12 protein-coding genes and 1 pseudogene are annotated in these 13092 nt (G+C 64.7%); 8 read left to right on the top strand and 5 right to left on the bottom strand.

Translation table 11 applies throughout. The annotated features are described in order from the left end of the window. Positions 1-314 precede the first annotated feature (314 nt). A complete protein-coding gene (locus AC630_RS39290) occupies positions 315-707 on the bottom strand; it encodes a DoxX family protein (protein ID WP_074123716.1) in 393 nt (130 codons plus the stop codon). Positions 708-785: 78 nt separating this feature from the next. On the opposite strand from AC630_RS39290, the gene AC630_RS46490 reads away from it, so the two are divergent. Together AC630_RS46490 and AC630_RS44835 are read left to right on the top strand one after the other, a co-directional pair. Continuing rightward, entirely contained in the window at positions 786-1208 is a 423-nt protein-coding gene (locus AC630_RS46490; RefSeq protein WP_208867109.1) for a hypothetical protein, read from the top strand. Between the two features lie 276 nt (positions 1209-1484). Continuing rightward, positions 1485-1568 (top strand): annotated as a pseudogene (locus AC630_RS44835) (IS5/IS1182 family transposase); the annotation flags it as partial. 211 nt (positions 1569-1779) lie between these two features. On the opposite strand, the gene AC630_RS39270 reads toward AC630_RS44835, so the two are convergent. From AC630_RS39270 to AC630_RS39260, 3 genes are all read right to left on the bottom strand, one after another. After that, entirely contained in the window at positions 1780-3801 is a 2022-nt protein-coding gene (locus tag AC630_RS39270; protein ID WP_074123713.1) for a YgiQ family radical SAM protein, read from the bottom strand. 83 nt (positions 3802-3884) lie between these two features. After that, positions 3885-5297: an amidase gene (locus tag AC630_RS39265; RefSeq protein ID WP_074123719.1), complete on the bottom strand. Its 1413-nt coding sequence runs from the start codon at positions 5295-5297 to the stop codon at positions 3885-3887. A 2-nt stretch (positions 5298-5299) separates the two neighbouring features. Then, positions 5300-6337: a LacI family DNA-binding transcriptional regulator gene (locus AC630_RS39260; protein WP_083636566.1), complete on the bottom strand. Its 1038-nt coding sequence runs from the start codon at positions 6335-6337 to the stop codon at positions 5300-5302. Between the two features lie 205 nt (positions 6338-6542). Here AC630_RS39260 and AC630_RS39255 point away from each other — a divergent pair, with 205 nt between their 5' ends. From AC630_RS39255 to AC630_RS39235, 5 genes are read left to right on the top strand one after another with little or no spacing between them, the layout of a single operon-like run. After that, a complete protein-coding gene (locus AC630_RS39255; RefSeq protein ID WP_074123712.1) occupies positions 6543-7484 on the top strand; it encodes an ABC transporter permease in 942 nt (313 codons plus the stop codon). Between the two features lie 14 nt (positions 7485-7498). Beyond that, complete coding sequence (locus AC630_RS39250) at positions 7499-8392, top strand: ABC transporter permease (RefSeq protein ID WP_083636572.1); 894 nt, start codon at positions 7499-7501, stop codon at positions 8390-8392. Continuing rightward, positions 8389-9378, top strand: coding sequence for an ABC transporter ATP-binding protein (locus AC630_RS39245; protein WP_074123711.1), 990 nt, complete (start codon positions 8389-8391; stop codon positions 9376-9378). The genes AC630_RS39250 and AC630_RS39245 overlap by 4 nt, the downstream gene beginning before the upstream one ends. After that, a complete protein-coding gene (locus AC630_RS39240) occupies positions 9375-10400 on the top strand; it encodes an ABC transporter ATP-binding protein (protein ID WP_074123710.1) in 1026 nt (341 codons plus the stop codon). Before AC630_RS39245 ends, AC630_RS39240 begins: the two co-directional genes overlap by 4 nt. A gap of 28 nt (positions 10401-10428) precedes the next feature. After that, the gene (locus AC630_RS39235; RefSeq protein WP_074123709.1) at positions 10429-11994 is read left to right on the top strand and encodes an ABC transporter substrate-binding protein; all 1566 of its coding nucleotides are present in this window, start codon (positions 10429-10431) and stop codon (positions 11992-11994) included. A gap of 46 nt (positions 11995-12040) precedes the next feature. On the opposite strand, the gene AC630_RS44830 is transcribed toward AC630_RS39235, so the two are convergent. After that, entirely contained in the window at positions 12041-12328 is a 288-nt protein-coding gene (locus AC630_RS44830) for a 3-keto-5-aminohexanoate cleavage protein (RefSeq protein ID WP_074123708.1), read from the bottom strand. A gap of 39 nt (positions 12329-12367) precedes the next feature. Here AC630_RS44830 and AC630_RS39225 point away from each other — a divergent pair, with 39 nt between their 5' ends. Beyond that, entirely contained in the window at positions 12368-12997 is a 630-nt protein-coding gene (locus tag AC630_RS39225; RefSeq protein WP_074123707.1) for a DMT family transporter, read from the top strand. Positions 12998-13092: the final 95 nt, after the last annotated feature.

Here is a 13092-nt window from a genome sequence, read left to right as displayed (position 1 = left end):
GCTTTGGGTCTTGGCTGTGTGAAAACGCCAAGACACTTGAGCGCGATAGAAGAAGTTATTCGTCCAAGACCAATTCAGCGCGAAAGCCGCGCAAGCGCCTTCAACTTAGACGACCAACTGAAGAATGCAATTCTAGTCGTGTTTCGATGCTTCGCGTTTTTACACAGCCAGGGTCATTCGCGACGAACCCCACCGATCATGACCGACATCCGATGTCCGCTTCGTCCCACTCGCGACCGAAACGGCGTGGCACCGCAATATGTCGCGAAGGGCCATCAGCGGACATCGAATCTTAGTTTTGAAGTGAATGCAAACTACGCTTCGTCCACACCGTCGATGCTCATGGCGCCCGCGCCGTAGGTCATTACGTAAAGGAAGCCGCCTGCCATCACCAGGTTCTTATAGAAATGGATCATGTTGTTGAAGTCCCCGGCCGCCAGGTGAACACCAAAGCCGGTGCCTAGGCAGAAAACGACGAGCGCTGCAGCCGCCCACCGAATCTTGAAACCTACCAGGATGGCCAATCCAGCGAGAAGATGGAAAACGATGGAAATCCAAACCGCCACATCGGGAATTGGTACGTGGACGGTCGCAAAATACTTCGCCGTCCCGCTCGGATCGCGCAGCTGGAAGATGCCGTCCCAGATGAAAAGGCCAGACATCAGCAAGCGCGCAAGCGAAGGCAAGTAGGCTTTCATGGCGTGCATGGCTCGTCGCTCCGTTCTCCCCATCCAGCGGTCTGTTCGTTGTGGTCGCAACGTACTCATCAGACGGGAGTAAAAACGATGGAATTGCCCGGATCCGCATATCCGTACACGCTTGCAACACTGGCAATGACGTTTGCCGGATTCTGCGCAATCGTCATCGTTCTGCGCCAAACGACTGGCAAAGGTATATCGGGCTTCCACCTTGTTCTGACGCGATTATACATGGAATCCGGGCTTTTGTCGGCGGCGTTCTGCATGTTGCCTCCATTGTTGGCACTTTGCGGCCTGACCGAGACGACGGTTTGGCGCGTCTCGAGCGCGATCATTGCAGCGGTGCTGCTCTGCTTCGGGGCGACCTATCCAATGCGGCGCGCCGCTGTTACGGCGGGCTCGCTGCCGAGCACGCGCTGGATGCCAACGCCTCCGTCTCGATGCTGGTCGTCGTCGCTCTCGTCGGCAACGCCGCCGGGTTTCCGTATCGCCCGACCATTGGACCGATAGCCGTCGCTGCTACCTGGTCATTGGGCTGCGGGGCCACGGTCTTCGTATTGGCGCTCAATGCGGTTTGGACGGGACACTGCCGAGGTTGAGACTAACCGCTGAAGTCCGTTCCGGGTCATTTTCGACCGGAGGCGGCCACCACCATATCCCGCCATTTCGGTTGTGCCCCCGAAAGCGGAAGTTGAAATCAGGGTATTGGCATCTGTCACAACGGGCGTGGCGGGTTGATGATGCCGCCCGGCCTGTGATTCAAGTCCCAAACTGGAGCCTCGAACCATGCGCTACGAACTCACCAACTATGAATGGACGGCCATCGAGCCATTCCTGCCGAACAAGCCGCGCGGCGTTCCGCGCGTGAATATGGCTGCACGCTTATGAGTCCGCGCCCTAATGAAGGGCTCTCCCTTATTGCGCCGTTTTGCTGAATTCAGTCGACGCCTCAATGGCCTTGCGAAGGCCACAAGGCATCGCGCCGACAATCGCCGGCTACTGTGCATGGGGTTGTTTTCGACATTTTTGTTTTGGGGTCCGAAAGCGTCAGGCCGAGCCGGATTTCGTCCGGCTCTTGCCGCTACTTCATCAACCGCACGCCCTTGGTCGTGAAGCGCTGCGTCTTGCCGCCCGGACGCACGGGACGCTTTGTGCCGGCGGCCTTGCCGGTGCCGGGGGGCTGGTGCGCTGGGACTAACTGGTCGGGGCGGGAGCCGATCAGATCAGTGCGGCCCATCTCCCTCAGCGCATCGCGCAGCACCGGCCAGTTGTCGGGGTCGTGGTAGCGCAGGAACGCCTTGTGCAGGCGGCGCTGGCGCAGGCCCTTGATCGCCTCGACCTTGTCGCTGCCGCCGTGCCGCACGCCGCGTAAGGGGTTGACGCCGGTGTGGTACATCGCGGTCGCGGTCGCCATCGGCGAAGGCAGGAAGGTCTGCACCTGGTCGGCGCGGTAACGGTTCTTCTTGAGCCAGAGCGCGAGGTTCATCATGTCCTCGTCGGTCGTGCCCGGATGCGCCGCGATGAAGTAGGGGATCAAATAGTACTTCTTGCCGGCCTGCTCGGCCGCTGCATCGAACATCCGCTTGAAGCGGTTATAGGCGCCGATGCCCGGCTTCATCATCTTGTCGAGCGGACCGCGCTCGGTATGTTCAGGCGCGATCTTCAAGTATCCGCCGACGTGATGGGTGACGAGCTCCTTGATGTATTCGGGGCTCTCCACCGCAAGGTCATAGCGCACGCCCGAGGCGACCATCACCTTCTTGATGCCCTTGGTCTCGCGCACCTTGCGATAGAGCCGGATCAAATCGTCATGCGAGGTGTTGAGGTTCGGGCAGATCTCGGGGAAGACGCAGGACGGACGCCGGCACGCGGCCTCGACCTTCGGGTCCTTGCACGCCATCCGGTACATGTTGGCGGTGGGACCGCCAATGTCGGAGATCACGCCGGTGAAGCCCGGCGTCTTGTCGCGGATCTTCTCGATCTCGCGCAGAATCGAGCCCTCCGAGCGGTTCTGGATGATGCGGCCTTCGTGCTCGGTGATCGAGCAGAAGGTGCAGCCGCCGAAGCAGCCGCGCATGATCGTCACCGAGAATTTGATCATCTCCCATGCGGGGATCTTGGCTTCGCCATAGGAGGGATGCGGGGCGCGCGCATAGGGCAGGTCGTAGACCGCGTCCATCTCTTCGGTGGTGAGCGGGATCGGCGGCGGGTTCAGCCAGAGATCGCGATCGCCGTGACGCTGCACCAGCGGCCGCGCATTGCCGGGATTGCTCTCCCGGTGCAGCACGCGCGAGGCCCTTGCATACGCCTCGCGGTCCTGCTCGACCTGTTCCAGGCCAGGCAGCCGGATCACCGTCGCGCCCGGCTTCCGCGATGCGCCCTCGTCTGCGGAATCGAGATCGTCGGCGTGCAGCTCGGAATAGTCCTCGGGGACGCGGCGGAACAGCGCGACGCCCCTGATATCGTCGAGTTCGCGTGGTGCTTCGCCGGCGGCGAGCCGGTTCGCCACTTCGACGACGGCGCGCTCGGCATTGCCGTAGAGCAGCAGGTCCGCCTTGGCGTCGGCCAGCACCGAGCGGCGAACCTTGTCCGACCAGTAGTCGTAATGCGCGATCCGGCGCAGCGAGGCCTCGATGCCGCCGAGCACGATCGGCACGTCCTTGAACGCCTCGCGGCAGCGCTGGGCGTAGACGATGGTGCAGCGGTCCGGCCGCTTGCCGCCTTCGCCGCCCGCCGTATAGGCATCGTCATGGCGGAGGCGCCGGTCCGCGGTGTAGCGATTCACCATCGAATCCATATTGCCGCCGGTGACGCCGAAGAATACGCGTGGCTTGCCCAACGCCTTGAACGGTTCGGCCGAATGCCAGTCGGGCTGCGAGATGATGCCGACCCGAAAGCCTTGCGCCTCGAGCAGCCGCCCTATGATCGCCATGCCGAAACTCGGATGGTCGACATAGGCATCGCCCGTCACCAGCACGATGTCACAGGCGTCCCAGCCGAGCGCATTCATCTCGTCGCGGCTCATGGGGAGGAACGGCGCCGGCTTGCGGGGCCGCGCCTGGGCCATCAGGGGTTTTTCGGCGGTGATAATCTGGGTGTCCATGCGGCCAAGGGATAAGACCCCGGGCCTCCGAATTCAACCGACGGGCGCGTGAAAGATTTAAGGTTCCGCGGTGCTTCGGAGCCTCAGGACTGCCCGGAAAGCGCCTGCTCGACGCGGGCGGCGAAGGAGATCAGACGCTTCTCGCTCTGTGGCGGGCCGACGATCTGCAGCGAGACCGGCATGCCGGCCCGGTCGCGGCCGGCGGGCACCGCGAGTGCGGGGCAGCCGAGGATCGACCAGACATAGGTGATCATGATCCAGTCGATGTAGCTCTCGCATTGTGTGCCGTCGATCTCGGCCGGCCACATGATCTCGACGGGGAACGGCGCGACCTGCGTGGTCGGGCAGATCAGGATGTCGAACTCGCTAAAGAAGCCCTGCATGCGCCGGTAGATCGCCGCCCGCTGCTCCATCGCGGATGCGATCTCCCTTGCGGACAGGCTTTCGCCATGGGCGATGTCGCCGGCGACCTCGGGCGTGAAGTGGTCGCGCGATTGCGGCCAGAGCCTGCCCCAGGTCGCGAGATAAGCGAGGCCGCGGAGCGCGCGGATGACACCCGGCAGCCCGGCGATGCCAGGCGCGGTCTCGCTCATCGCGCAGCCGGCGCGCTGAAGCCGATCGATCGCGCCGCGGAAGCCGGCACGGATGCCTTGATCAACCGGCAACAGGCCGAGATCCCAGGAGACCGCGATCCGTCCCGCCCAGCTCGGCCGCGCGGCTGCGTCCTGGAACGATGCAGGCTGCTCGCGCGACAACAGGTCAGGCGCGTGGAAGCCGCTCATCGCATCGAGCATCAAGGCAAGATCCGGAATCGTCCGGGCCATCGGCCCTTCTACGAAGACCGTGTCGAAGGGATCGGAGAGCGGTTTGCGTGGCACGAGACCTGGCGTCGGCCTGAGACCTGCCACGCCGCAGAACGCTGCCGGCGTACGCAGGCTGCCGCCGACATCGTTGCCGTGACCGAGAAAGACCTGACGCGCGGCGAGCGCCGCCGCCGAGCCGCCGGAGGAGCCGCCCGATGTCAGCGCCGGGAAGAACGGATTGCGCGTCGCGCCGAACAGCGCATTGGTCGTGTTCGCGCCGCCGAGCTCCGACAGATTGCTCTTGCCGACAACGATGGCGCCATTGCGCTGCAGGCGGTCGATGGTCGGGTTCGAAACCTCGGGCACGCGGCCTGCCGTCAGCGCGCTGCCTCCACTGGTCGGCACGCCCAAGACATCCGTGTTGTCCTTGACTGCGAGCGGGAGGCCGCAGAGCAGCGGCCAGTCCTCGCCAGCGGCCTTTTTCTCCATCAGCCGCCCCGCTTCGCCGCGCGCGGCCTCGAAGCAGCGAACCGGAATCGCATTGATTCCCGCATCCGTCGCCTCGATCCGGCCGATCGCGGCATCGACGACCTCGAGCGGCGACAGATGGCCTTTGCGAATTTCGGCGATGGCTTCGACGGCGGAAAGCGCAAGTATGCCGTTGGAAGGCGCGAGGCCCGACGCATCACTCATGTTCATGTCCGGATCGCCGCGGTCGAGCCGCGCACCACGAGCGCAGGCTGGAGCTGGATCGATTTGGTCTCGTCCTCACTGGGGCCGGACCGGCCTTCGGTGATGCGCGATAGCAACGTTGAAACCGTGGTCTCGGCGATCGCCTCGGACGGCTGCGTCACGACGGTCATGCCCGGCCGCACCAGCCCGGCCCATGGCAGTTCGTCGACGGCGATGATCGAGAGCTCGTCCGGTATGGAGACGTTCCGCTCGGTGATGGCGCGCAGCAGCCCGAGCGCGAGATGATTGTTGGTCGCGAAGATCGCGGTCGGCCGTTCTGCATGCGCGAGCAGCCGAAGCGCGGCGGCGTGGCCTGCGGCCTCTGAAAAATTGTCCTTCTCGATCAGCCGTTCGTCGAGCGTGATACCGCGCGCGGCCAGACCGCTCCTGAATCCGTCGAGACGGTGGCGCGCGATCTGATGCTCGGGCGAGCCCATGATCACGGCGATGCGGCGATGGCCGAGATCGTCGAGATGCTCGGCCGCGAGTCGTCCCAGCGCGACATTGTCGGTCGTGACGGAATCGAGGTCGAGGCCTTCAATCCGCCGGTCGACCAGGATGCCGGGCATCGGCAGGTTCGCGAGCGCCGCCTGGCGACCGCTCCAGCCGCGCCGCGTCGGAATGACGATGGCGCCGTCGGCGCGCTGCGACAGCAGCATGGCGAGATGCCGTTCCTCGCGCTCGGGGTCTTCGGCGCTGTTGCAGAGGATGACCGAATAGCCGGCGGCGCTCGACAACCGCTCGATGCTTTCGACGAGCTTGAGAAAATAGGGATTGGCGAGATCGGCCACGAGCAGGCCGAGGATGCGGGTGGCGCCGCTGCGCAGGCTGCGCGCGCTCGCATGCGGCGCATAGCCGAGCTTTTGAGCGGCTGCGTTGACGCGCTCCTGCAGGAGCGCGCTGACCTTGCCCGACCGGTTGAGCGTCTTCGACACGGTGGCGACGGAAACGCCGGCCAGCCGCGCGACCTCATGGATGGTGGGCAACGGCCCTCCGGACATTGAGCTTCTCCTGTTAATCGTTTTCTTTATCGTCGCGATTTGTCGCAGGCAAGTCGGAATATTGCCGCCACGTCCTTGCTATTGCGCATGATAAAGGTCCGTGCTTACTTAGAAAAACGATTAACTTAATGAGGCAGGCAATGGTGCGGGGCGGGCGTTGCATCCGGCGATCGCCGGAGCGCATCCGGGGAGCGGAGGGGGCGGCATGACCGGCTATGTGCTGGGCCGGCTGTTCGCGGCCATTCCTGTGCTGCTCGCGGTCGCGGTGTTTGTCTTCCTGCTGCTGAGCCTGGTGCCCGGCGATCCCGCGGTGCTGATTGCCGGCGACCTCGCCTCGCCGCAGCAGGTGGAGGCGGTGCGCCAGGCGCTCGGACTCAATCTGCCGCTGCTGCCGCGTTTTCTCGCTTGGGCTGGGCGCATGCTGAGCGGCGATTTCGGCCTGTCGCTGTTCAGCCGCATCCCCGTCTCGCAGCTCGTCGCGCAGCGCATCGAGCCGACACTGCTTCTCTCGCTGATGACCATCACGATCGCAGTCGTCGTTGCCGTGCCGCTTGGCCTCGTCGCCGCCTATCGTCCGAGGGGGATCGTTGCGCGTCTGACCATGTCGGGCGCCGTGCTCGGGTTCTCCCTGCCGGTCTTCGTCGTGGCCTTCGCGTTCGTCTATACGCTGGCGCTCGGCCTGCACTGGTTTCCGGTTCAGGGCTACAAGCCGCTGTCGCAGGGCGTGCTGGCCTCGCTGCATTCGCTGGTGCTGCCCGCGATCTCGCTGTCCTTCCTCTACATCGCGCTGATCGCGCGGGTGACCCGCGCCGCCGTGCTGGAGGTGCTGCGCGAGGACTATGTCCGCACCGCCCATGCCAAGGGGCTGTCCACCCGCAAGATCATCGCGCGGCACGTGCTCAGCAACGCCGCGGTGCCGATCATCACGGTTGTCGGTATCGGATTCGCAGCGCTGCTCGGCGGCGTCGTCGTCACCGAAACGGTGTTCTCCATTCCCGGGCTCGGACGGCTGACGGCGGACTCGATCCTGCGGCGCGACTATCCGGTGGTGCAGGTGCTGATCCTGCTGTTCGCCTTCGTCTACGTCGTGGTCAATCTCGTGGTCGACATTCTCTACGCCGTCGTCGATCCGCGGATCCGGTACTGATGCGGGACGAGCCGATGACGATCACCACTGCGGCAGACGGGCTTGATACGACGGACATCCGCGTCAACAGGTTTGCGCGGATCGCAAGCCTGCCGCTTCGCCAACCGATGTTGGCCGCGAGCTGTGCCCTGCTGCTCGCCTTTGGCGCTTTGGCCGTTGTGAGCCCGTGGATCACGCCGGATCCGGCCGCGCTCGATCCCCTGAGCCGGCTGGAGCCGCCGTCGCTGGTGCAGCCCTTCGGCACCGACCAGGTCGGCCGTTCCGTCTTCGCCCGCGCGCTGTGGGGAACGCGCGTCTCGCTGTCGGTCGGTATCGCCGTTGCCATTCTCACCACGCTGGTCGGCGTGACCGTCGGTGTTGTCGCCGGCTATTTCCGCAGCGTCGACAAGGTCGTGATGCGCGCGATGGACGCGGTCATGGCCATTCCCGCGATCCTGCTTGCGATCGCGCTCGTCGCCTTGATCGGCGCTTCGCCGATCGTGATCGTTGCGGCGATCAGCCTGCCGGAAATTCCCCGCATGGCGCGCGTGGTGCGCGCCAGCGTCCTCACCTTGCGCGAACGCGTCTATGTCGAGGCCGCCGTCACCTGCGGTGGACGCACCACGACCATCCTGCGCCGTCACATCCTGCCCGGTGCCGCAGGGCCGATCATGGTGCAATCGACCTACGTCTTTGCCTCCGCGATGATCCTGGAATCGATCCTCTCCTTTCTCGGCGCGGGCACGCCGCCTGATGTGCCGAGCTGGGGCAACATGATGTCGGAGGGCCGCCAGTTCCTCCAGATCGCGCCGTGGATCCTCGGCTTTCCGGCTTTGATGCTCGCAGCCACCGTACTCGCCGCCAACCTGCTCGGCGACGGCTTGCGTGACCTACTCGATCCGAGCCTTGGAGGAGGCGAGGTACGATGAGTGCTCCGCTGCTCTCCGTCGAGAACCTCTCGATCGCGCTCAGCGCGCGAGGCGCTGCCGTACCGCTCGTTCGCAACGTCTCCTTCGCGATCGATCCGGGCGAAACGTTGTGCCTCGTAGGGGAGAGCGGCTGCGGCAAGAGCCTGACCGCGCTCTCCATCATCGGCCTGCTCAACCGCAACGTCATGCAAGTCACCTCCGGCCGCATTCTCTTCGAAGGGCGCGATCTCGTCAGGCTCGGTACTGAGGAGATGCGCAAGCTCCGTGGCGATCGCCTCGCCATGGTGTTCCAGGAGCCGATGACGTCGCTCAATCCGCTGTTGCGGGTCGGCGAGCAGATCGCCGAGGTGATCGTCGAGCACCGCGGCGTGTCCGAGGCGGAGGCACGGCGGCAAGCGATCCAACTCCTCGATCTCGTCCGCATTCCGGATGCGCGGCGGCGCGCGTCGGAGTTCCCGCATCAGCTCTCCGGCGGCATGCGGCAGCGGGTCATGATCGCGATGGCGCTCGCCCTGCGCCCGGCGTTGCTGATCGCGGACGAGCCGACCACTGCGCTCGACGTCACCATCCAGGCGCAAGTCCTGACCCTGATCGACGATCTTCGCCACGAGTTCGGCACGTCGGTTCTGCTGATCACGCACGATCTCGGTGTCGTCGCGGAAATGGCCGACCGGGTCGTTGTGCTCTATGCCGGCGGCATCGTCGAGCAGGCGGGCGTCAACGACATCTTCGATGCGGCGGCCCATCCCTATACGCGTGGCCTGCTCGGCGCCATCGGGCAGCTCAACAGCGGTACGCGAGATCGTCTCGCCGAGATTCCTGGAAGCGTGCCAAGCCCGGCCTCGCTCGGCACCGGCTGCGCTTTCCGCCAGCGCTGCGGCGTCGCCATGCCGATCTGTCAGTCGGAAATGCCTTTGTTGTCGGGCGCAGGGGAGCACCAGGCTGCTTGCTGGCTCGGCAAGGCCGGGGCGGAGGTGCTCGCATGAGCGCCGTGCTCGAAGTCTCCGGCCTGACCCAAATCTTCACCTCGCAGAAGGGGCCGTTCGGCCTGTTCGGCCGGCGCGAGCTACGCGCGGTCGACAACGTCAGTTTCGCGGTCGCGCGTGGACGCACCTTCTGTCTCGTCGGCGAAAGCGGCTGCGGCAAGACCACGATCGGCCGCATGGTGGTGCGCCTGTTGAAGCCGACGGCGGGCTCCGTCCGCATCAACGGCGTGGACTTCGGCAATCTCTCCGGTGAGACGCTGCGAAAGAAACGCCAGCAGGTGCAGATGGTGTTCCAGGATCCGTTCGCCTGTCTCAACTCGCGCATGACGGCGGCAGAGATCGTCGAAGAGCCCTTGCAGAATTTCGGCATCGGTGATGCCGTGTCGCGGCGGCGCAAGGTCGCGCGCCTGTTCGACCAGGTCGGTCTGCCCCAGCATTTCCACGCGCGCCTGCCGCACCATTTGTCGGGTGGGCAGCGGCAGCGCCTCGGCATCGCGCGAGCACTTGCGGCCGATCCCGCGCTGATAGTTGCCGACGAGGCGGTCGCGGCCCTCGACGTGTCGATCCGCTCGCAGATCCTCAATCTGCTGAAGGACGTGCAGCGTGAGATCGGGATCTCCTATCTCTTCATCTCGCACGATCTCGCCGTGGTGCGTTACCTCGCCGACGACGTCGCAGTGATGTATCTCGGCGCCATCGTCGAGCAGGGACCAGCGGAGGCCGTGTTCGCCGCACCGGCGCATCCCTATACGCGCGCACTGATCGATTCCGTCCCCGCGATTCATCCGCGCAACCGGCGCCGCCGCGCCGCTCTCGAAGGCGAAGTGCCGAGCGCCGCCGCGCTGCCGTCCGGCTGTCGCTTCCGGACGCGCTGTCCGTTCGCCACGGATCTCTGCGCGCAGGAGACGCCGGCGATGACCGAGATCACGCCCGGCCATGCCGTCGCCTGCCATCACGCGCAATCGCTGCCACGCTTCGGCGCTCCGCGTCCAGGTGCGGCGGCCACCAACGCCGTCACCTAAAAACAGTAAATTGGGAGGAGTACCAAGAATGAAGCGGCCGAACAGATTGCTTGCCGTCATGGTCACGGCGGGCTTGCTGGGCACGATGTCGTCAGCCCTTGCCGAGACGGTGCTGAAGATCCGCCCCTTTGGCGATCTCAAGCAAATCGATCCCGTCATCACGTCCGACTACATGGTCCGCAACCACGGCTATATGGTCTACGACACGCTGTTCTCGCTCGACGAGAAGCTGGTCGCGCAGCCGCAGATGCTCGAAGCGTTCACGGTCAGCAGCGATCAGCTCACCTATACTTTCACGCTGCGCGGCGGCCTGACGTTCAGCAACGGCCAGCCCGTGACCGCAGAAGATGCGGTAGTTTCGCTGAAGCGCTGGTGGCAGCGCGATGGCCTTGGCCAGCAGCTCGCCTCCGTCAGCGACAGCCTGACGGTCAAGGATGACAAGACTTTCGAGCTGAAGCTCAAGCGTCCCTGGGGCCTGGTGATCGAAGCGCTGTCCAAGCCGAGCTCCAACGTGCCGTTCATCATGCCGAAGGCGATCGCAGCGACGCCGGCCGACACCGCCATCACGGATGCGACCGGCTCCGGTCCCTTCATCATGAAGAAGGACGAGTGGGTCCCGGGCTCCAAGGTCGTCTACGTCAAAAACCCCAGCTACAAGCCGCGCCAGGAGCCGGCGAGCGGGCTTGCCGGCAGCAAGCTCGCCAAGGTCGATCGGGTCGAATGGCATTACATTCCGGACGCGCAGACAGCGCTCAACGCGCTGCAGGCTGGTGAGATCGACATTTTCGAGGAAGTGCCGCCGGACTTTTTGCCAACCCTCGCCGGCAATGCCGACATCAAGACCATGCCGCAGGACACGCTTGGCATGCAGATGGTGTTCCGCATGAACACCTCGGTGCCGCCGTTCAATAACCAGAAGGTTCGGCAGGCGATCAGCTACATGATCGACCAGGAGAAGTTCGCTCGCGCCTATGTCAGCGATCCAAAGCTCTACAAAAACTGCCCGAGCTTCTACATGTGCTCGTCACCTTACTTCACTGCCGACGGTTGGGTGAAGCCGGATATCGAGAAGGCCAAGAAGCTGATCGCCGAGAGCGGCTATGACGGCACGCCGGTCGTGGTGCTGCATGCCACCGAAAGCGGCCCGACCAACACGTTCAGCCTCGTCGCCGAGCAGCTGATGCGGCAGATCGGCCTCAAGGTCGACCCGCAGGCGATGGACTGGGGCACGCTGGTTGGGCGCCGGGCGTCGAAGGAAACGGTCGACAAGGGCGGCTGGTCGCTGTTCATGTCGGGGCCGACGGGCGCGGACATGTTCGAGCCGGTCGGACACCTCGGCCTGCGCGCCAATTGCGACAAGGCCTGGTTCGGCTGGCCTTGCGACGAGCAGATTGAGAAGCTGCGCAACGAATTTGCGCTGGCAACCGCCCCCGAGCAGAAAAAGAAGATCGCCACCGACCTCCAGCTCCGGGCCGTCGATTACGTGCCTTATTGGCCGGCGGCGCAGCTCTATCTGGTGCGGGCCGTGCGCGGCAATGTCGATGGCATCGTGAAGGCCGCCGTGCCGGTGTATTGGAACATCACGAAGAAGTAGCTGAAACGGCCGGGCATCGCGTTCGCGATGGCCCGGCCGAAAACTGTTAGCCGCCGGCGAGGGCCTGCCTGACCTCGGCGACCGTGGCCGGTTCGCCGCGGTGCATGCACACCATCTGCACGGCGTCTTCGACCAGCCTGAGATTGGTCGCCGTTGCGCCCAGCAGCGCATCCTCCAGCCCAACGCTTGCCGGCTCGGTCCCGCCCTTCGCGCTTGCCTTCTTCCGCTGGAGCATCGTCGCCATCGGGCTTGCGCCGATCGCGCTTGCGGAAGTTCGCGCTGGCCGCGTGCCGCTCGGCAGGAACATCTGGCCGATCCTCGCCGCGGGCTTCATGGGCATGTTCCTCTGCGGCGGTCCTGTCTATGCCGTGGGGTGTCGACGACGGCGATCCACATCGCGTTGATCATGGCGCTGTCGCCGATCACGGTGCTGCTGATTTCTGCCGTGCTCGGCATGGAGCATATCGGTCCGCTGCAATGGCTCGGCACGGCGCTCGCGCTGGCCGGCGCGCGGCTCATCATCTCCGGCGGCCATCCGGAGACGCTGATCGAGCTGCAGACCGCGTCGGGCGACGGCCTGGTCGTGATCGCGATGTTCGGCTGGTCAGGCTACACGCTGTTGCAATCCCGCGCCGCGCCGAGGCATCCCGTGCTTGCACGCATCAGCATGTTCTCGGCCGCGGGCGCTTTGTTCTCGCTACCGCTCGCGATCATGGAGATGTGGACCATGCCTGCACTGGTTTTCAGCACCAAGGCGCTTTCGGCCTATGTCTTTGCCGGGATCGTACCCGGCCTGCTCGCCTATGCCGGCTTTGCCTGGCTCGGCGGCAAGTTTGGCTCGGTGCGGACCTCGCTGGTGCTCAATATCGGGGCCGATTGCGAGCGCTCTGTTGTCGTTCGTGATCCTAGGCGAGCCGCCGAAGCCGATCCATTTCCTCGGGGGCCTGCTTATCCTGGGCGGTGTCTGGGCGAGCTTGCGCCGCTAGAGCATGTTGTCTTTTAGCGGAATCTGGATTCCCAGATGGGGCAATTTCTGATTCAAACTCCATGCTGGCGAACGGAGGCCAGCATGGATGACGCGACCGTTTTCGGAAGACA

Source organism: Bradyrhizobium sp. AS23.2, assembly GCF_001908185.1.
In the GTDB taxonomy this organism is placed as follows: Bacteria; Pseudomonadota; Alphaproteobacteria; order Rhizobiales; family Xanthobacteraceae; genus Bradyrhizobium.
Note: the sequence above shows the minus strand (reverse complement) of the source record. Positions and strands in the feature narration are given on the sequence as shown.

Bases quoted from the DNA above. Each gene is read 5' to 3' on its own strand.
- AC630_RS39290 (WP_074123716.1), bottom strand. From the start codon at position 707: ATGCACGCCATGAAAGCCTACTTGCCTTCGCTTGCGCGCTTGCTGATG.
- AC630_RS46490 (WP_208867109.1), top strand. From the start codon at position 786: ATGGAATTGCCCGGATCCGCATATCCGTACACGCTTGCAACACTGGCA.
- AC630_RS39270 (WP_074123713.1), bottom strand. From the start codon at position 3,801: ATGGACACCCAGATTATCACCGCCGAAAAACCCCTGATGGCCCAGGCG.
- AC630_RS39265 (WP_074123719.1), bottom strand. From the start codon at position 5,297: ATGAGTGATGCGTCGGGCCTCGCGCCTTCCAACGGCATACTTGCGCTT.
- AC630_RS39260 (WP_083636566.1), bottom strand. From the start codon at position 6,337: ATGTCCGGAGGGCCGTTGCCCACCATCCATGAGGTCGCGCGGCTGGCC.
- AC630_RS39255 (WP_074123712.1), top strand. From the start codon at position 6,543: ATGACCGGCTATGTGCTGGGCCGGCTGTTCGCGGCCATTCCTGTGCTG.
- AC630_RS39250 (WP_083636572.1), top strand. From the start codon at position 7,499: ATGACGATCACCACTGCGGCAGACGGGCTTGATACGACGGACATCCGC.
- AC630_RS39245 (WP_074123711.1), top strand. From the start codon at position 8,389: ATGAGTGCTCCGCTGCTCTCCGTCGAGAACCTCTCGATCGCGCTCAGC.
- AC630_RS39240 (WP_074123710.1), top strand. From the start codon at position 9,375: ATGAGCGCCGTGCTCGAAGTCTCCGGCCTGACCCAAATCTTCACCTCG.
- AC630_RS39235 (WP_074123709.1), top strand. From the start codon at position 10,429: ATGAAGCGGCCGAACAGATTGCTTGCCGTCATGGTCACGGCGGGCTTG.
- AC630_RS44830 (WP_074123708.1), bottom strand. From the start codon at position 12,328: ATGAAGCCCGCGGCGAGGATCGGCCAGATGTTCCTGCCGAGCGGCACG.